Source organism: Moraxella sp. VT-16-12, from assembly GCF_002224245.2.
Classification (GTDB): domain Bacteria; phylum Pseudomonadota; class Gammaproteobacteria; order Pseudomonadales; family Moraxellaceae; genus Moraxella.
The window spans coordinates 37,694-56,814 of record NZ_NKHK02000009.1 but is presented as its reverse complement, the minus strand read 5'-3'; the positions used below and the strand labels follow the sequence as shown (position 1 = coordinate 56,814).

At 44.3% G+C, this 19,121-nt stretch carries 14 protein-coding genes and 1 tRNA gene; 8 read left to right on the top strand and 7 right to left on the bottom strand.

The features are described from left to right. The first annotated feature begins 116 nt into the window (after positions 1-116). From CEW93_RS08860 to ribB, 4 genes are all read left to right on the top strand, one after another. Positions 117-7,244: an Hpt domain-containing protein gene (locus CEW93_RS08860; protein ID WP_186727951.1), complete on the top strand. Its 7,128-nt coding sequence runs from the start codon at positions 117-119 to the stop codon at positions 7,242-7,244. After that, a complete protein-coding gene (locus CEW93_RS08855; protein WP_186727950.1) occupies positions 7,231-8,172 on the top strand; it encodes a chemotaxis protein CheB in 942 nt (313 codons plus the stop codon). Before CEW93_RS08860 ends, CEW93_RS08855 begins: the two co-directional genes overlap by 14 nt. A 29-nt stretch (positions 8,173-8,201) precedes the next feature. Then, complete coding sequence (locus CEW93_RS08850) at positions 8,202-8,711, top strand: hypothetical protein (RefSeq protein WP_089540347.1); 510 nt, start codon at positions 8,202-8,204, stop codon at positions 8,709-8,711. Positions 8,712-8,774: 63 nt separating this feature from the next. After that, positions 8,775-9,857, top strand: coding sequence for a 3,4-dihydroxy-2-butanone-4-phosphate synthase (gene ribB / locus CEW93_RS08845; RefSeq protein WP_089540348.1), 1,083 nt, complete (start codon positions 8,775-8,777; stop codon positions 9,855-9,857). Between the two features lie 41 nt (positions 9,858-9,898). On the opposite strand, the gene CEW93_RS08840 is transcribed toward ribB, so the two are convergent. From CEW93_RS08840 to CEW93_RS08820, 5 genes are all read right to left on the bottom strand, one after another. Next, on the bottom strand, positions 9,899-10,372 hold the full coding sequence (locus tag CEW93_RS08840; RefSeq protein ID WP_089540350.1) for a thioesterase family protein: 474 nt from the start codon (positions 10,370-10,372) through the stop codon (positions 9,899-9,901). Between the two features lie 24 nt (positions 10,373-10,396). Then, positions 10,397-11,275: a hypothetical protein gene (locus tag CEW93_RS08835; RefSeq protein ID WP_089540352.1), complete on the bottom strand. Its 879-nt coding sequence runs from the start codon at positions 11,273-11,275 to the stop codon at positions 10,397-10,399. A gap of 45 nt (positions 11,276-11,320) precedes the next feature. Then, positions 11,321-12,085 carry a uroporphyrinogen-III synthase gene (locus CEW93_RS08830; protein ID WP_089540353.1) on the bottom strand — a complete coding sequence of 255 codons (765 nt, stop codon included), beginning with the start codon at positions 12,083-12,085 and terminating at the stop codon, positions 11,321-11,323. Further along, positions 12,082-13,026 carry a hydroxymethylbilane synthase gene (gene hemC, locus CEW93_RS08825; RefSeq protein WP_089540355.1) on the bottom strand — a complete coding sequence of 315 codons (945 nt, stop codon included), beginning with the start codon at positions 13,024-13,026 and terminating at the stop codon, positions 12,082-12,084. The genes CEW93_RS08830 and hemC overlap by 4 nt, the downstream gene beginning before the upstream one ends. Before the next feature lie 173 nt (positions 13,027-13,199). Next, a complete protein-coding gene (locus tag CEW93_RS08820) occupies positions 13,200-13,952 on the bottom strand; it encodes an RluA family pseudouridine synthase (protein ID WP_089540357.1) in 753 nt (250 codons plus the stop codon). 175 nt (positions 13,953-14,127) lie between these two features. Between CEW93_RS08820 and trxA the strand changes: the two genes are divergently transcribed. The 3 genes from trxA to CEW93_RS08805 all read left to right on the top strand — a co-directional run bounded on the left by trxA (position 14,128) and on the right by CEW93_RS08805 (position 16,617). Continuing rightward, positions 14,128-14,448, top strand: coding sequence for a thioredoxin (gene trxA / locus CEW93_RS08815; RefSeq protein WP_089540358.1), 321 nt, complete (start codon positions 14,128-14,130; stop codon positions 14,446-14,448). 197 nt (positions 14,449-14,645) lie between these two features. Then, the gene (gene rho / locus CEW93_RS08810; protein WP_089540360.1) at positions 14,646-15,911 is read left to right on the top strand and encodes a transcription termination factor Rho; all 1,266 of its coding nucleotides are present in this window, start codon (positions 14,646-14,648) and stop codon (positions 15,909-15,911) included. A gap of 262 nt (positions 15,912-16,173) precedes the next feature. Continuing rightward, the gene (locus tag CEW93_RS08805) at positions 16,174-16,617 is read left to right on the top strand and encodes a hypothetical protein (protein WP_186727949.1); all 444 of its coding nucleotides are present in this window, start codon (positions 16,174-16,176) and stop codon (positions 16,615-16,617) included. 102 nt (positions 16,618-16,719) lie between these two features. Here CEW93_RS08805 and CEW93_RS08800 read toward each other — a convergent pair. After that, positions 16,720-16,795: transfer RNA gene (locus tag CEW93_RS08800), tRNA-Phe, on the bottom strand. Between the two features lie 264 nt (positions 16,796-17,059). On the opposite strand from CEW93_RS08800, the gene CEW93_RS08795 reads away from it, so the two are divergent. After that, complete coding sequence (locus CEW93_RS08795; protein ID WP_370511949.1) at positions 17,060-17,902, top strand: polyprenyl synthetase family protein; 843 nt, start codon at positions 17,060-17,062, stop codon at positions 17,900-17,902. On the opposite strand, the gene mutY is transcribed toward CEW93_RS08795, so the two are convergent. Then, positions 17,899-19,068 carry an A/G-specific adenine glycosylase gene (gene mutY, locus CEW93_RS08790; RefSeq protein WP_089540364.1) on the bottom strand — a complete coding sequence of 390 codons (1,170 nt, stop codon included), beginning with the start codon at positions 19,066-19,068 and terminating at the stop codon, positions 17,899-17,901. The two genes, CEW93_RS08795 and mutY, sit on opposite strands and share 4 nt — an antisense overlap. Positions 19,069-19,121: the final 53 nt, after the last annotated feature.

Below are 19,121 nucleotides of genomic sequence, written 5' to 3'. Positions count from 1 at the left end.
GGTGGCGATTGCGTTTGTGTCAGACCAGATTTTAGGTGCGTTGTAGGGTCTAAACAGACTGCTACCTTTCTTTTTTTTGCAGGTTAAGATAGGCGGTATCGCCAGTAGGAATGAACATGAATCATCAGCACAATGAAATGCTTGCTTTGGAGTGGTTGATAGAGCCACTTAACGAACAAATTGATGCTTTGTATGCCCGCCAGCAAGATGATGCACTGGGAGCATTGGCACAGATTGCCACAAAATATAAAGAAATTCATGGCGTGCTGATGATGGCAAATTTGCCTGACTTTTTTGAGCTGGCAGCTTTGATTGCTTTGATGGCAAATCATGTCAGCCAGACATCACAGTCAGAAGCCAGATTGTTTTTACCTGTGGTGCTACACGCTAGTAAACTGCTACAACATGAGCTAAATCATTATCGAAAATCTCGTTTTATCCGTAAAAATCTTTTGGAGTTACGTTGTCAATATTTGGGCATGCTACTAAAAGAGCTGGACATTCGCACTGATAAGGCAAGCCCGTGGCAAATGGCTCAGGGTCATCGGTTTAGCGACCAAATCCATGTAGAGCAGCTTGCCCCTTATCAGCTGAGCGAAGATGAGTATCAGCAGGTGAGCGATACTTGGTATGCAGTTTCTGAAAAGCTTGCCAAAAGCACCCAAGATAGAGTGTTGCACTTAGGAAATCTGCTCAGCATTGCCAATCGTATGGCAGGACACGTCAGTGATGAGCTGATTAAAAAGCTTTGGACGGTGGCGGTGCTGTGGATTGATAGCTTGATTTTAAATGAAGAGCTGCACGCTGACGATGTTTATTTGTTGGGTAAACTTAATCGTGCCTTTGGACTAGAAAGCCAAGATGTGAGCATGGCAAATATGCTGTGGCTTGAAAATGTGTTGATTGATATTTATGTCAGTCTGATGAATCTGTCTTTGGTGAGTCGAGCAGGGCGAGACATGCTTAGCAGGGTGGATAATAATATCCTAACCGAGCAAACCTTTTTTTCATTCATCACACTAACGCTCAAAGAAATCATCAAATCCTTAGATGATGATGTGATTCGTTTTGACCAGTTGGCTTTAATAAAAGACAGATTGGCCGTTCGGGGTTGGTCATTTTATGCAAATAGCCTAACCCAAATCATCGCTTATGCCGAAGATGCCAACAGCTCAGGCACGATGAGTTTTGAGACCGCCAAAAACAATATTAAAGCCAAATTACAAACTTTATATGATGCCATTAAAAAAACCGATGAAGTGGCACAAACAGCCGATGACCACCATCATGGCGGTGTGTTAAATGAAGTATATATCGCCACCGAAGAGATAAAAAACAGTTTTAGTGAATACCTAGAAAGCAAAGATGTGGGTGATTTGCCAGATTCTGATGGTTTATACCAGCTAACTCATTATTTTGTTGGTATGCAGATGAATGAAGTGGTGGTGGTCAGCGAAAAACTTACCACGCTGTTTTTGACATTAAAGGATAAAGCACCAAATCGTATCAGTTGGCAGTTGGCTCATGATATCGCTGATGGGTTGTCATTGTTTGAGATGTTTTTGGACAATCTTGCCAGACAAATTTTTGACCAAGCATTGCTAACCAAAGCCGAAGAGACCATTGATGTGTCTTTAAAAAGCGTTTTGGCAATGACTGACAAAAACGATGACGTGTTGGAGCTGTTTGATATTTATGCAAAACTGTTGAAATCGCATGAAAATACCATTTTATATGATGACAGTGGTGCGATAGAACCTGTGGTGGGGGAAGTGGTGCATTCATATCATCTCAAAGGCGAAGGCGTGCTTGATGATGAAGACATAGAAGATGTCATTATCCAAGAAGAAACACAAACTCCCATCAGCGATAATGTGCAGGTGTTAAGTTTTAGTCAGCGTCAAGTCGCCTTAAAGTCTGCCCCAGCTACCTTGATGACTGACAGGGAAAAAAGCAAAGGTATTTTATTGACCGATGTGTTATCGCTACCAAGCATCAGCCTAAGTGATGGCATGAATAATGATAACGACTTAACCGTCAGTGCCATCAAAGCATATCATGCCAGTCAAGAACCCCCAAAAATAACCACTACCGCTTATGAGATTGCCAAAGCCAGTTTAAAAGATGATGATTTTAGCCATGATAGGGAGTTTCGGACGATTTTTGTGGAAGAAGCTGATGAAACGATAGATGAGCTTCATGCACACCTAAATGCTTGGCAAAAAAATATCAGCAATCTAACGCCCTTAAAAGAAGTTCGCCGTAATTTTCATACCTTAAAAGGCTCAGGGCGTATGGTGGGTGCGTTTGGTGTGGGTGAGACGGCTTGGGCGATAGAAAATATGCTCAACCGAGTGCTAGATGGCACGATAGCTGTCAGTAACGATGTGGCAAAGCTTGTAAATGAAGTAACTGACATCATGCCCATCATGGTGCAAAATTTTGCTAACAGCCAGCCCCCAAGTGTGGATAATGCTCTGATTGTGCTAAAAGCCAATAATATTTTAAAAGAGCGACCCTTGAATGATGGTGTGCCAGCAGGGGCGTCTTTGTATCCTGTGCACATGGATAAAGCTGAGCCTGTTTCTGAGCCTGTTTCTGAGCCTGTTTCTGAGCCTGTTTCTGAGCCTGTTTCTGAGCCTGTTTCTGAGCCTGTTTCTGCCATCAATAGTATAGCCAATACCCAGCAACAGCACGCTTCCAAGTCCATCATCATTGAAATTCCAAGCGTATTACAACGCTTTGTAGAAAAAGCCAGCCAGCCACTGATTTCCATCTTTGGTGAGGTGGATGATGACATCAAAGAGATATTTGTTGAGGAAGCACAAGAGGTGCTAGACGATGCCATTCCTACCTTTAAACTGTGGCTCTCTGACCGTGAAAAAAGAGAGCTTTTGGTGGAGGTTCGCCGTCATTTTCATACCCTAAAAGGTTCAGGGCGTATGGTTGGCGCGATGGAGCTGGGCGAGCTTGCGTGGGCAATGGAAAATATGCTCAACCGAGTGCTAGATGACACCATTGCCATCAATGAAGGTATGTGCACACTTGTATCAGAAGTGTTGGGCGAATTTGACTGTTTGGTAAAAATCTTTGATGATGGGACAGAAAAATACCCTGATTTAATGATTCTTTGGACAGCGTCTGCCAATGCTTATGCAAAAGGGCTTGGTAATGAGTTTGATTATCGCACATTAAGCCAAAAATCAGTTTATATAGAGCCTGATTGGTCTGCCCAAACGTCTGATGAGACCACATTAGATTTAAAACAAGAGCCGTTGGCAAAAATACAAAAATCATCAGACACAACAGATGATGTTGATTTGGGTGCGATGGCTTCTCAGGTGGCAACCATCAGCCAAGATAATCAGCAAACAGAACATGATGAGCCTATTCAGCCCATACCAAAAAATCATGCGGTTAATGCCTTAGTTTCTATCAAACAAGCAGGTGAGCTTATCCAAAATGTCAAGCCCATCACGCCCCATGATGCCGAAGAAGAAATGTTGGGGCAGATTTTTGTTGAAGAAGGGCGAGAGCTATTGGCTGACGTGCAGGAGTTTTTAAATACTCATCAAGAAGAGCAAAGCGTGCCTGTCAGCGATAAGGTGGTGCGAGCATTTCACACGTTGCGAGGTGCATCAGGTTTGCCATCACTAAAAGATGTTGGCGATGTTGGGGCGATGATTGAGCGAGTGCTTCAAGATTTGCAGCAACATGAACAGCCGATGAATCAGACTCACCTGTGTGCTTTGGATAATGCTGTTACACTCATTCAAGAGAGACTGACCGCTTATGAAAATGCCGACAGTATGGATAATGAGCATTTTCAAGAAGACAAACACGTCTTAGAAACCATGCTACCAAAAGAGCAAGAAAAACTGCCAAGCATCAGCGAGCTGATTGCAGGTATTGATGAGCTGTTAGATGCTGATGTGAGTTTGCAAGCGGTTTGTGTGCAGTCTTATGATGACGTCAAAAACCATGCCGACACACTGCTTGCTCAAATCCGACTTTTGTCAGAACGCACCAAAAAACGTCCTAAATTTCAGCGTCTGCTTGCACCCATGCAAGGTGCTTATGAGCTGATACAAGTGTATCCTTTGAGTGTCAAAGATGATACTTTTGTTAAAGTATTGTTGTCTACTCATGAGATGTTGGTTGGTTTGTTTGATGCCATTGCAGGCAGTATGTCGCTAAAAGTTGATGAAGTGGTGCTGTCAGCATTGCAAGACAATACCATCAGACTGACGGTAGATTATCATCGCCAAAGACATTTACAAGAGATTAGCCATGCCCAAAATGCCATTGTTACTGTCTTTAATAAACCCCAAACAGAGGATGAGCTGTATTTTGAGCCAATCAGAACAGATGATGAGCTGTTGCAGATTTTTTTAGATGAAGCCTTACAATTAGACGACATCACCCAAAAAACTTTAATGGCATGGCGTGATGATTTAAATAACACCAAACATCTTCAATCTTTACGCCGTCATCTGCATACCATCAAAGGTGGGGCAAAGTTGGCAGGCATCATCAGTATTGATGAGCTGGCGGGCGAATCTGAATTGTTGTTAGACAAACTAAAATCAGGTGAGCTTACGGTGTCCTTGGGGTGGTTTGGTATTGTCGGACAGCTCTTTGATGTGTTGTCATTGCAGTTTGAGATGATAAAATCTGCCAAGCAGTCTTTTTTTGCAGAACGCACCATCGCCGAGCTAAAAAATGTGTTGTTAAGTGGTCAGGTTGCTGATGACGCCACCATTTATACCCCAAAAATTGAGCTTGATGAGGTGTTTGACGAAGCCTTTGAAGTTAGCGAAAATCAAGCTCAAAGTGTGTCTGATTTTGATGAGACAATGAGTTTTGACAAACTGATTGAGGATTCTTGGCAAGGCGTGATGCCTGATGAGGACATTTTGGCGGTGTTTTTGGAGGAGGCCAGCGAGCTTGCCGAAAGCAGCGCTGAGGATTTTGCCCTGTTTAAAAGCAACACAGGTGATGTGGAAGCTTTACAATCATTACAACGCAAATTACACACCATCAAAGGTGGGGCAAGAATGGTATCTGCTAATGGCATGGCGGATTTGGCACATGAGATGGAAACCATTTATGAGGATTTGGGCAATCGTCGCCGTCCTGCCACCAAAATGGTAACACAACTTTTGTTTGCTTGCCATGATTGGATTACATCTGCGGTAGGATTGCTTGAAAATCGCTATAATCCGCCCCGTCCTTTGGCATACATTGATGCTTTGCGTGGTTTTACCCAAGACCCAGACAGTCTGACAGTCGTACCACAAATCTCCTTGGAGCAGGATATTTTGACGGTCAATCACTACAAACAGCTTGCCGATGAGCTGTCTGATGTGCGTAGTATTGAGCAAATGCCCCCTGCCAAAGGCGTGTTTGGCGAGCAAACCGAAACAAGTGCCAGTGCTGAAATGATACGCATCTCGGCGTTGTTGATGGAGCGTATGATTAACCTATCAGGTGAAGCGGCGATTAACCGTGCTAGGATTGACATGAACATGGTCAGTCTAACAGCAAGCATAGAAGAGATGGGGGCGACTGCTCAGCGACTTGCTGACCAGTTAAGACGCATGGACAGCGAGCTAGAAGAGCAGATTTTAGCACAGCTTGATACCGATGAGTTAGATGCAGGATTTGACCCATTGGAGATGGACCAGTACTCATCGCTTAACCAGTTATCCAAATCACTATCAGAGTCGGCATCTGACTTGTTAGACATTAAGATGACTTTGCTGGAAAAAACACGTGATAGTGAAAACTTGCTGTTACAACTGTCTCGTACCCAAGCTCAGCTCCAAGACAGTTTGATGAGCTCGCGCATGGTGCCATTTTCACGACTGACCCCACGTTTGCAACGTATCGTACGTCAGACCGCAGGCGAGCTTGGTAAATCGGTAGAGCTGACGGTCATCAATGCTGATGATGAGATGGATAGAAACATTCTAGACCACATCGTTTCGCCACTTGAACATATGCTTCGTAATGCGGTGGACCATGGGATTGAGTCGCCTGATTATCGCAGTGAGATTGGCAAGCCTGCCACGGGTTATATCGTTTTGGAAGTTCGCCGTGAAGGGGATGAGATTATCATTTCGCTGTCCGATGATGGGGCTGGGGTTAATGTAGATGCGGTGCGTAAAAAAGCCATCAGCCAAGGACTGATTCAAGCGACCGACCAGCTTGCTGATAACGACATCATGCAGTACATTTTTAACTCAGGGCTATCCACCACCAATAAAATCACCCAAATTTCAGGGCGTGGTGTGGGCATGGACGTGGTACGCAGTGAGATTCGTCAGTTGGGTGGCTCGGTATCGGTGGAGTCGGAGCGTGGTCAAGGCTCTCGCTTTGTCATTCGTGTGCCTTTGACTGTTGCCATGTCTGATGCGTTGGTGGTGCGAGTGGCTGACCGTCAGTATGCTGTGCCACTGATTCAGATTGACCGAGTGATACAGGTGGACACCCAAACGGTGATGAATTTTTATGAATCGTCTGCCAATGTGCTAAAAATAGAAGGTGTCGCCTATCGTTTGCGTTATTTGGATGAGATTTTAAACAACAACAGTTTTGAGCCAATCAATGCCGAAAGTAGCGTGCCTGTCATCATCATTAAAAACCGTGTTGGTCAATTATTGGCATTGCAAGTTGATGACATTGTGGGTTCACGCACCGAAGTGGTGGTAAAACCTTTGGGTCGCCAGCTATCGCATTTGTCAGGCATATCAGCAGCGACCATCATGGGCGATGGTTCGGTCATGCTCATTTTGGATTTATTGGCTTTGATGCGTGTGCCACAATCACACATGATAAAACCCAACAAAGCCAAGAGCACACAGCGTGATTTGGTGATGGTGGTGGACGATTCGGTAACGGTGCGTAAGGTAACATCTCGCTTTTTGGAGCGTCATGGCTTTGATGTGCTGGTTGCTAAAGATGGTGTTGATGCCATTGAAAAACTTCAAGACGCTGTGCCTGATTTGATGTTGCTTGACATTGAAATGCCTCGTATGGACGGTTTTGAAGTGGCAACACAGGTGCGTAATAGCCCCCGCTTAAAAGAGTTGCCCATCATCATGATTACGTCTCGTACTGGCGAAAAACATCGTCAAAGAGCTTTTGAGATTGGGGTAACAGACTATATGGGCAAGCCTTATCAGGAGTCTGACCTATTAAGTCGCATTTATGAAATCTTGGACAAACGTGAAAGCAGATGATCATCATCAAATTTGTGTTATTGTCATTACTGATGATAAAAATCAACGTTTTGCCTTTGAAGACACGTTATACCAATTTGGTTTTACGGTGGTTGGCTGTTATGGGGTGGAGTATCTTGATGGATTGTCTTTTGCCAAGCTGGAAACAGGGTTGTTGTGGCTCATAGATACGCCCTTAGATACCGCATTGCACACTCAAATTTTGGCGTGTAAGCCATATTTGGTGCTTATGGGGTTTAATAAAGCCCCAAATCTTGGTTATCTTGATGGCTATCAGTGTTGGCAAAGGGTGCTGGTTAGGCAGTTACGCAAGGCTTGTGGTTTGCCAGCATTGCCCAAGGCTAAGATGATTCGCCACAACAGGCGTTGGCGGTATGTGTTGCTACTTGGAGCGTCTATGGGTGGCATTCCCGCTTTAAAAGATTTTTTGGCTCATGTAGACTCTCAGTTGCCATTAACGGTGGTGGTGGCGTATCATTTTGATGGCAAAATGATACATATGTTGCCTAAGACACTGACCGCACATAATGACTGGGAGTGTCATGTCATTACCAAAAACCAAAGCCTTAGGGCGGGGCAGTGTTTGATTGTGCCAACTGAAAATCAGGTGGTGTTTGATAGCACAGGCATGGTTAGGGTGCTAGATAAAACATGGCAAGCAGGTTATCAACCAAACATCAGCTTAATCATGAAAAACATGAGTGAAGTGTATGGCGATGAATTGATTGCCATTATTTTTTCTGGCATGGGTAATGACGGCTCGCAGGACTTGTCGCAAATTGCTCAAAATAATAGCCGTCTGTGGTCGCAAAGTCTCCAAAGCAGCAGTTGTACCAGTCAGCCCCAAGCGATGATACAGTCAGGATTTTGTCAGTTTGTTGGGTCGCCTTTGGAGCTGGCAAACAAGGTAACTCAACTGCTACAATGACAATTTTGTTTTAAACATAAGGATAATTCATGAAAACCAAAAAACACCATTTTGAAGCAGTCAGCCTGCTGACCCCAAAAAACGGCATGCTCAACATCAGCATCATTCCTGCATTGGGTCAGCCCAACTGGCTGGTGCCAACAGCACTGATTTTGGCGGTGGTTGATGAGAATGAGCGACTGTGGAATTACCATTGGCAACACGATAAAGGCAGTCAAGAGATACCCGTGTATCCCTTAGTGTCCAAGGAGCTGCCCGTAGATAAAGTGGTTATTTTGGAGGGTAATACAGACGCTCACCGCTTGGCATTGCAGACATCAGGGGCGATACAGACGCTAGATGTAAAAATTTCTGACGTGAAAGATGTGGAGCTTGATGATGAAGAGTGGGCGATGATTACAGACAGCCTACCTGCAAATCTTTCCTTAAAAAATGGTAAAAAAACCCATGTGTATCAAGCAGTTACTATAAATGATGAAATTTTTATCGTGCCTGATTTGGACATGATTGTTCATCATTTGGTGGATTTGGATGGCTGATGACTTGTGAATTACAAAACCGTCCCCATAAAGGCTACAATTTTTTGACACCTGAGCAATATCATGGCATTTAATACCACCGAAGAGATTATCGCCGACATTAAGGCGGGTAAAATGGTCGTTCTGTTGGACGATGAAGACCGTGAGAACGAAGGCGATATTGTCATGGCGGCTGTCCATGTCAAACCATCTGACATTAACTTTATGATTACACACGCTCGTGGTTTGGTGTGTTTGACCTTATCCGAAGCTCGCTGTCGTCAGCTAGAATTGCCACTGATGAGCGATAAAAATGGGGCAAAATTTAGCACAAACTTCACGCTATCTATTGAAGCGGCAGAAGGTGTCAGTACAGGCATATCGGCTGCTGATAGAGCCAGAACAGTACAAGCGGCAGTTGCCCCATTTGCCAAACCTGCTGACATCGTACAGCCGGGGCATATTTTTCCCATCATGGCAAAAAAAGGTGGCGTGTTGCACCGAGCAGGACACACCGAAGCAGGTTGTGATTTGGCAAGATTGGCAGGATTGGAGCCTGCATCTGTCATTTGTGAGATTATCAAGCCTGATGGCGAGATGGCACGCCGTGATGATTTGGAAGCTTTTGCCAAAGAACATGGGCTAAAAATTGGCACGATTGCTGATTTGATTCATTATCGCATGACCAATGAGCAGACCGTGGAGATGGTACAAAAAGGGGAGTTTGATAGTGAGTTTGGTAAGTTTGACCTATATCGCTTTAAAGAGTATGGGGCGGACGAGACCCACATTGCCCTTGTCAAAGGCAACCCCAAAGCAGGCGTGAGTACTGTTAGGGTACATAGTTTAAATCCTTTGAAGGACTTGTTTGCTCAAAGTGATAACAAACACAGTTGGGACATGCGTTCGGCACTTGCCACGATTGCAAAAAGCGAGCAGGGGGTGTTTGTGTGGATTGATACAGGCAAACCCATCAATATCTGTGAGCGTTTGGACAAACAAAGTGAGAGCGTTCATGAAACCGCCGAGCCTTATCGCAGTATTGGTGTTGGGGCTCAGATTTTGAAGCTACTGGGTGTGTCAGATATGAGATTGCTATCTAGCACCGCCAAATTTAATCTGTCAGGCTTTGAACTAAATATCGTTGAGATGGTTGCTCATCCATAGTATCTGATGGCAAAACATTTTTAAAAGGGCAAATTGCCCTTTTAAAAATGGCGATTTTCAAACTGCTCAAAAACAGCACGCTCATCATCACGCCAAGCGGTTTTTTTCATTTTGTGGTCTGTGCGTACGATGACAGACTCACCACGAGCGACAGTTTTATTTTGGGTGTGGCTGACAAATTCATACTCAAATATCAGACTGGTTGTGCCGATGTGTTTGACACGCACGCCAATCAGCAGGGTGTCAGGAAAGCTGACAGGGGCAAGATATTGACAGCTTGAACTGGCTAAGATGGTGGATAAATCACTGCGGTTTTTGGTCAGTCCAATTTGGCGAAAATAGCTGATACGAGCGGATTCAGCATAGCGATAATAAGCAACATTATTGACGTGGTTAAAAGTGTCCATTTCTCCCCATGCCACAGGCTGAACATGAACAACTGGGTAATCAAATAAAGCCAAAGGACGACTGTCGCCTGTGAGTATGGGGTTAAATATGTCTTTGATGGCGTGCATATTGTTCCTTATTTGTAGATGGGGTTATGGCAGTATCTGTGTGCTGTGCAAATGTTTGTCTTTTGGGCTGTTGGCAAGCAGTTCATACACCCAATATAAAGCATCATTGACCGTTTCTAGGGGTGGTGTGATGGTTTTTGTTTCATTGTTTTGGGTGGCAGGTGTGTCAGGATTGACTTGCCCAATGGATAATTTACCATCGGTTAAAATAACGTAACTTTCTAGGCGAATTTTAACTTCTTGTAGATAAGTGGTCATCGTGCTTTTATCACGAGCATTTGCCGAGCCAATGGCAAGCGACAGCAGCATGCTGGCATCGTGTATGAGCAAATCTTTATTGCTGAGTGAGCCTGTGGTGTTGTTTTGGTATTTACGCAAAAAAGCCTGCACATCTTGCATTTTTACCACATGAGCTTGCCAAGCGTCAGGCTGGTTTTTTTGGGCATTTAGGTGGCTGATGTCCTTATCTAGGCCATCAATTAGGGTGTTTTTGATGGGGGTGGCGATACCGCTCATTTTGGGCAGTTGCCAACGAATTGCAATTAGGGCATTAATGGTTTCATCATAATTGCCTTGTTTATAAAGCTGATTGGCAAGAGACAGCTGAATTTTAATGAGTTCTTGGTCATGTTCTTGGGTAGGTTTGTTTTGGCTTGGTTTTTGACCATATAAAGACGTCAAGGCAAAAATACGGTCGTCCATGTTGTTTAGGCGAGTGTCCACCGTGTCAATTTTGGCAAGTTTGTCATTGACTTGGATATTGATGTTTTCAAAGGCGGTATATAACCACACAATGCCACTGCCTAGCAGGACAATAACCAGCCATTGCAGTCGCATCAGCACACGCCGAGCCTGTTCGGTTTGTTGTTTTAACTCATCTTTATTGGGGGGAGTGTCTGTCATGGTGCTGTGTTTTTAAATGAATGATGTTTGGGCGTGGCTTAAATTTTAATGCATCACACCATCTAAGATGGCGACGATTTGCTGATTGCTAAGTTTGTCCGTTTGATAAACGTTGTTGTTTGGGTAATGCCGTTTGGTAAGCTTGGCAAGTCTGTCGCCCAAAGTGATAAAGCTTATCTGATGTGTGCGTGGGTCATTTGCCACCCAGCCATTAAGACCCATGGCACTGCTGATAAGCACAAATAACTGCGTGTTTGTTGGTGTCTTGGCAAACAGTTGAGCCATGTCATCTGCCAGATTGTGTGGGGTGTATCGCTCATAAAAGACCATCGCTTTGATACTAACGCCACGTTTTACCAAATCATCATGTAGCACTCTACGACCACACACGCCACGCCATATCATCACTGTATCACCATCACCTAGACAGCTAAGCTGTGGCATTTGTATCATGCCTTCATTACTCATGGGTAAAGCGTGTTCGTTTGGTGTGATGACGTTAAAGCCAAACTCTGCCAAGGCATTTTTGGTGGGTTTACCAACCGCTATCATGGTTGGGCAATGGGGCAAATCTTGTGCGTGATGTATGCCATGTCGTTTTAGCTGTGCTAATGCCCCTTTGACTGCTTCTGTACTAACCACGACCACCGTTTGGATTTTGCCTTGGATAAACTCTGTCAGCCACACATTTTCTTGGTTGCTTAATTTATCAACATGGCGAATGTTTAATAAAGGCAGGCGTGTGCTTGGTATGGGCAAATCAAAATCTGCTTTGTGGCTGGGGCGAGTATTGATAAATAGGGCATTCATGCGTACAAAGCAGTAAGTATGTTGGTCGCTCCTTGGTTTTTTAGGTTGGTAGCGATGTCTTTGCCAAGCTGGATGGCGTTTTGTTCGTTTTGTGCTTGGTTGTCTTGTAAAACGACACTGCTTTTGGCAATCAGCAAAGTTTGTCCATCAGGCGTGCCAACACGACCTTCCATGTGTAGGCTGTTTTCTGCCAAAGTGGCAAAACCAGCAATCGGCACTTGACAGCCACCTTCTAAGGCATGATTCATGGCACGTTCAGCCAGTACGCACAAACGGGTGTTGTCATCGTTTAAAGGGGCAAGCAGGGCAAGCGTGTCTGTATCATGATGACGACATTCTATCGCCAACGCTCCTTGACCTACCGCAGGTAAGCTAATATTGGTGTCTAATTCATGACGAATGCGTGCATTTAGCCCAAGTCTTTGTAGTCCACTGGTCGCCAAAATAATGCCATCATACTCACCATCATCAAGTTTGGCAAGTCGTGTGCCAACATTACCACGCAGTGAGCGAATGTCTAAGTCAGGGCGGTGTCGTCTGATTTGGCATTCACGGCGTAGGCTTGATGTGCCAACGATGGCTCCTTGGGGCAGGTCGTTTATGTGCTGATATTTATTTGAAACAAACGCATCAGTTGGCGTGTGGCGAGCCAAATATGCTCCGAGCATCAAGCCATCAGGCAACACCATTGGCACATCTTTTAATGAATGCACGGCGATGTCTGCTGTACCATCAAATAAGGCTTGTTCCAATTCTTTGACAAACAAGCCTTTACCGCCGATTTTGGCAAGGGGCGTATCTAGGATTTTGTCGCCACGAGTAACCATGGTTAATAGATTAACTTCAAGATTGGGATATAAAGCCATCAGATGGTCTTTGACAAAATTGGCTTGCCATAGAGCAAGTGGGCTTTGACGTGTGGCAATGGTGAGTTTTTTCATGATGTGATGATATGCCGTGGTAAATTAAAGGGTTATCTTAGCATTTTAGACCAAAAAGGGCAAAATTTTTTGATGCATGTGTCATAACGAAAAATCGCTGCAAGTTGCTGTCATCAATAACACAACAGCCCATCAGCCCAAGTATAAAACCAAAGTGGGGTGATGAAAACACATCAAAAAGGCACTTCACTCTCCCAGTCTAGCCATGCTCCATTGGTGGGGTGTTTTAGGCGTAATTTATGGGCGTGCAGATTTAGGCGGGGTGCAAGCTCCAAAGCGGTATTTTGGGCATAAATGGGGTCGCCTATCATCACATGTCCAATATGTACCATGTGCACCCTAAGCTGATGACTACGTCCTGTAACAGGATATAAAGCCACCCGAGTTACCGCATGAGCTTTGCCTTTGTTGTCGGTACGCAGTTCATGGTGCATGACTTCATAGTGCGTCAAAGCAGGTTTGTTCCATGTCATATCTACAATGTGGCGGGGTTTGGTGCTTGGTTCATAGCGAACAGGCACATCTATGGTGCCTTTTTTATCATCATGACTGATTGTACCAAATACCACCGCTTGATATTCTTTTTTAACCATGCGGTCAATAAACTGTTTGGCAATGTGGCTTTGGGCATGTTCATTTTTGGCAAAAATAATCAGACCTGAGGTGTCCATATCTAGTCGATGAATGAGTTTGATGTTGGGATTGACCCGAAGTAGCCGAGATTGCAAGCTCACCTTTAAGGTGCGTCCGTCCACACTTAACAGTCCAGCAGGTTTATCGCCCACCCAAATGTCATTATCTTCATAAAGCGTGATTGAGCGGATAAACTCATCAAAAAACCCATCATGATGGGCGGTTTCTTGGGTGTTTAAAAGGGCGATTTTTTCATCAGTTAGGCGGTCTGGCTTGGCGGTCTGGTCAGTCATGGGCATCACTTAAATTGTTAAAACTCATCTTTTGGTAAATTTAATCGTCATCATTGCCAAAATTTTGTTATTATAGCACGAGTTATGGGTAGGGCTTGGTATGATTTTGCAGACATACTTGAAATTACCAAAACTGTCCTTAATTAGCATTTACATTCATTACAAAGGCATTATCATGAGTATCATTAACACCACAGACGCCACCTTTGACCAAGATGTGCTACAATCTGACAAGCCTGTGCTTGTGGATTTTTGGGCAGCATGGTGCGGTCCTTGCAGAGCGATTGCTCCGATTTTAGATGAGCTTGACACTGAGTACGCTGACAAATTTCAAATCGTTAAAGTAAACGTGGATGACAACCCACAAACATCAGCACGTTTTGGCATTCGTAGCATTCCAACGCTGTTTGTCTTTAAAAACGGTGAAAAAGTAGAAACTGTGGTTGGCGGTCGTCCAAAATCAGAGTTTGTGGAGCTGCTCAACAAACATCTTTAATTGTTAGCCAATGATAAAAAAGTTTGGGAATGTGCCAAACTTTTTTATTTATAATCCCAAAAATCACTTGACAACAAAGGGTGTCATCTTTTATTATTAATGGCTAAGTAGGCAATCGTCTGCTTTTTCTTTTTATCCTTTCTAAATCTTTCAAAATACTTCCGCTTACACCCATCGTGTATGGTAAGACCTATTTTATGAACCTAACCGAATTAAAACGCAAGTCTGTTGGCGAACTTTTGTTCATTGCTGGACAAATGGGGCTAGAAAACATGGCTCGCAGTCGTAAACAAGACATCATTTTTGCCGTACTAAAAACCCATGCTCATAATGGCGAGCCGATTTATGGCGATGGCGTTTTGGAGATTTTGCCAGATGGTTTTGGTTTTTTGCGTTCAAGCGAAGGCTCGTATCTGGCAGGTCCTGATGACATTTATGTCAGCCCCAGTCAAATCCGCCGTTTTAATCTACAAACTGGCGATTCTATCGCAGGGCAAATCCGACCCCCCAAAGATGGTGAGCGTTATTTCGCCTTATTAAAGGTGAGTGAGATTAATTTTGACACCCCAGACCGCTCACGCCATAAGCTGATTTTTGAAAATTTAACACCCCTTTTCCCCACCCAGCAACTTCGCTTAGAAGTGGGTAATGGCACCACCGAAGATTTGACAGGGCGTGTGATTGACTTGATTGCTCCCATTGGCAAGGGTCAGCGTTCTATCATCGTTGCACCACCTAAGGCAGGTAAAACAGTACTTTTACAAAACATCGCCCAAGCGATTGCCAAAAATCATCCTGAATGTTATTTGATTGTGTTGCTGATTGACGAACGCCCCGAAGAAGTTACCGAAATGCAGCGTACAGTGCGTGGTGAAGTGGTTGCATCCACCTTTGATGAGCCACCACAGCGACATATTCAAGTAGCGGAGATGGTCATTGAAAAAGCCAAACGCCTTGTTGAGCATAAACAAGACGTGGTTATTTTGTTGGACAGCATCACGCGTCTGGCTCGTGCTTATAACACGGTGATACCATCTAGTGGTAAAGTTTTGACAGGGGGTGTGGACGCCAACGCCCTAGAACGCCCAAAACGCTTTTTTGGAGCGGCTCGCAACGTAGAAGAAGGTGGCAGTTTGACCATCATCTCTACTGCTTTGACGGACACAGGCTCCAAAATGGACAGCGTGATTTTTGAAGAGTTTAAAGGCACAGGCAACCAAGAGATTACCTTAGAGCGTGAGCTTGCCGAAAGACGCATTTTCCCTGCCATCAATATCAAAAAATCCAGCACACGCCGTGAAGAGCGTTTGATTGATGAAGAGATGCTTCGTAAAGTGTGGGTGTTGCGTAAATTGTTACAACCAATGGACGACTATCAAGCCACTGAATTTTTGCTTGACCGCCTAAAAGATGCCAAAACAAATGATGAGTTTTTTGGTAATATGACAAAAAAAGTGCAATAGAGTTGGACTGATTATTGTAACAAAATATAAATTATGTATAATTTATGTAATTAATGTTCAAAAATTAGCCAAAATAGCAACCTATTGTTACTTTTTCTATGGGAAATGCTACGAAAAGCTCTTTCTATTTTAAATAGATTCGGATATAATTCGCCAATGTAGTTTTAAGTATGTCAGGCTCATGTCTATTTGTTGCATTTTTATGTATTGAGTAGTGTGGGTTTTTTGTCTAATATTTGATTTCTTCCAAGGAGAAATTTTCATGAAAGCTAAATTAGCTATCACTGCCCTTATCGCTTCATTAGCCCTAACTGCTTGCTCAAAGCCAGCCGAAGAAGCAAAAGACGCTGCCGCCGGTGCTCAACAAGCTGCTAACGAAGCAAAAGACGCTGCTAAGGAAGCAGGTACTGCCACAGCTCAGGCTGCTGCTGACACTGCTCAACAAGCTGCTGATACTGCAAAAGCTGCTGCTAACGACGCTCAGGCAACCGCAGGTCATGCTGCTACACAAGCAGAAGCAACTGCTGAAAACGCTGAGGCTGCTGCCAAAGAAGCAAAAGACGCTGCCGTAGATGCTGCTGACGCGACCAAAGGTGCTGCCCAAGCAACTGCTGATGCTGTTAAAGATGCCGCTAATGCAACTGCTGACGCAACCAAAGAAGCTGCCCAAGCAACTGCTGACGCAACCAAAGAAGCTGCCAAATAATTTGGTTTGTACAAAAAGAGCTGATTTTTCAGCTCTTTTTTATTGGCAATTACTTTCTTTGTAAATAAGAAACCCCTTTCAAAGAAAAGGGGTCTTGATATATGGTGGCGTGGGGCAGGATCGAACTGCCGACACACGGATTTTCAATCCGTTGCTCTCCCGACTGAGCTACCGCGCCAAACTTTAACCTAAGTTTATCTAACTTTATTGGTTAAGTGGTGCACATTATATATGAATTTGAGAACTTTGCAAGTACTTTTTGCATAAAATTTTAAATTTTTTTAAATGTTAGAGATTTATTGGGTAAATTTCACAAAAATAGCAGGTTTTGGGGTATGATACGACATTTTGATGACAATGGGTGTGATGTATGATGTTTGATGGGTTGGCAGTGGATAAAAATAAGCTATCAAGCGTGCTTGATTTTGTGCAAACATGTTTGATGGCGGATGTTGGGCAGGTGTTTAAGCGGACAGATTTGCCAAATCCTTTGGGGGAAGCGTCTGTTTATGCATTATCTAATGGCGGTAAACGTGTGCGACCATTGTTGGTGTTGGCGACTTTTTTGGCATTAGGTGGCGATGAGAGAGATTTTCAGCAGGTACGCCGTGCCATGCTTGCCATTGAGATGATACACAGTTATTCGTTGGTGCATGATGATTTGCCATGTATGGACGATGATGAATTACGCCGTGGCAAGCCAACTTGCCATGTGCTCTATGGTGAAGCAGTTGCCATGCTGGTGGGCGATGTTTTGCAATCGCTTGCTTTTGAAGTGCTTGGTGATGATGTTTGGGGCGATGTGGATGATGTGGTGTTTGCTAAGCTGACCAAAATTTTGGCAATCAACGCTCGGCGAATGGTGGCAGGGCAGCAGGCGGATTTAAATGGCGAGCAAAGATGGCTTGGTAAAGATGAGTTGGAGCGTATTCATCAAGACAAAACAGGGGCGTTAATACAAGCAAGTGTGCTGATGGGGGCGGTATGTGCTAGGGCGTGCGATGAAACGCTTGCTAAGCTACAAACCTATGCCCAGCTTATCGGGCTTGCCTATCAGGTGCAAGATGATGTGCTTGATGTGGTTGCAGACACCAAAACACTGGGCAAGCCATCGGGCAGCGATGAGAAACTACAAAAATCTACTTATGTGGCATTGCTTGGTGTTGAGCAAGCTCGTGCTTATGCTGATGACTTGTTTGATAAAGCAAAACAGCAAGTGGCACAGTTTGGTGATGATAATTTGCTGTTACAACTGGTGGCATGGTTACAAAAAAGGGGTTATTAAGGGTTTGTCAATAACTTTTCCATCGCCTTGGGTATGCCAAGCCTTTGGGGGTGATTTTGCCAAACAAAATCTGCATTGATGGCGGTTAGGGCGTGCGTGATTGTTTGGTATAACACCTTATCAAGCTGTATGCTTACCAAAGACAGCTGCCAATGAAAATGTGTCAGCGTGTGTTTGATGGATTTGTCAATATGTAAATCCATATTTGGTAAAATCTCCAAAACCTGTTGTTCAGCAAGACTAAGTGGCTGGGAATTTGGATAATTATCATACAAATTTTTGGCACGGGTTAAATTGCTGATGGTCAGATTTTTATCATCATCACCAATCATTAGCATGGGCAAAGCATACAAGCCTTCCCAAATGCCTAAACCTGCACTGCTGGTACGTTTTACCCACAGCATTTTATCATCATAATGCAAGGCAAAAACAAGCGAATGGCGGTGAGGTTTTTTGGCTTTTTTGGTTTTAATGGGATAGGCGGTGGGATTGCCATTTTGATAAGCGGTGCAGTCAGCAGATAGCGGGCAGGTGGTGCAGATGGGGCGTGTGCGAGTACAAAAGGTCGCCCCCAAGTCCATCATGGCTTGGGCAAATTTACCACTGTCATCATTGGGTGTGAGTTGTTCGGCAAGCTCCCACAGCTGTTTGTCGGTGGCAGATTTGGTGATGTCGCCATCTATGCCTGCCCAACGTGTCAGCACTCGTTTGACATTGCCATCGCATATCACGCCACGCCCACGCACGCCCATGGCGACAATTGCCCCTGCGGTAGAGCGACCCACGCCACGTATGTGTTGCCATTCATCAAGCGTTTGGGGGAAATGACCAAACTGCTCAATAAATGTGCTGACTTGTTTTGCTCCTTGGTGCAGATTTCTGGCACGAGCATAATAACCCAGACCTGCCCACAAATGAGCCACATCGTCCCAGTCGGCTTTTGCCAAATCTTGTACGGTGGGAAAAGCTGTAATAAAACGGGGAAAATACGTCAGCACGGTTGCCACTTGGGTTTGTTGTAACATAATCTCAGACAGCCATACGGCATAAATGTCGGCGGTGTCTTGATGGTGATACTGCCAAGGTAAATCATGTCGTCCGTGCGTGGCAAACCAAGTCAGTAGGCGTGGGGCAAAAGTGGTTTTGTTCATGAGATTATTTGACATAAAAAATACTTTATGGGGCTGTTTTGTGATTTTTATAGGAAATTTGCTATAAT

Bases quoted from the DNA above. Each gene is read 5' to 3' on its own strand.
- trxA (WP_089540358.1), top strand. From the start codon at position 14,128: ATGAGTATCATTAACACCACAGACGCCACCTTTGACCAAGATGTGCTA.
- CEW93_RS08820 (WP_089540357.1), bottom strand. From the start codon at position 13,952: ATGACTGACCAGACCGCCAAGCCAGACCGCCTAACTGATGAAAAAATC.
- CEW93_RS08860 (WP_186727951.1), top strand. From the start codon at position 117: ATGAATCATCAGCACAATGAAATGCTTGCTTTGGAGTGGTTGATAGAG.
- CEW93_RS08850 (WP_089540347.1), top strand. From the start codon at position 8,202: ATGAAAACCAAAAAACACCATTTTGAAGCAGTCAGCCTGCTGACCCCA.
- CEW93_RS08840 (WP_089540350.1), bottom strand. From the start codon at position 10,372: ATGCACGCCATCAAAGACATATTTAACCCCATACTCACAGGCGACAGT.
- hemC (WP_089540355.1), bottom strand. From the start codon at position 13,026: ATGAAAAAACTCACCATTGCCACACGTCAAAGCCCACTTGCTCTATGG.
- CEW93_RS08835 (WP_089540352.1), bottom strand. From the start codon at position 11,275: ATGACAGACACTCCCCCCAATAAAGATGAGTTAAAACAACAAACCGAA.
- CEW93_RS08830 (WP_089540353.1), bottom strand. From the start codon at position 12,085: ATGAATGCCCTATTTATCAATACTCGCCCCAGCCACAAAGCAGATTTT.
- CEW93_RS08795 (WP_370511949.1), top strand. From the start codon at position 17,060: ATGGCGGATGTTGGGCAGGTGTTTAAGCGGACAGATTTGCCAAATCCT.
- rho (WP_089540360.1), top strand. From the start codon at position 14,646: ATGAACCTAACCGAATTAAAACGCAAGTCTGTTGGCGAACTTTTGTTC.
- ribB (WP_089540348.1), top strand. From the start codon at position 8,775: ATGGCATTTAATACCACCGAAGAGATTATCGCCGACATTAAGGCGGGT.
- CEW93_RS08805 (WP_186727949.1), top strand. From the start codon at position 16,174: ATGAAAGCTAAATTAGCTATCACTGCCCTTATCGCTTCATTAGCCCTA.
- mutY (WP_089540364.1), bottom strand. From the start codon at position 19,068: ATGTCAAATAATCTCATGAACAAAACCACTTTTGCCCCACGCCTACTG.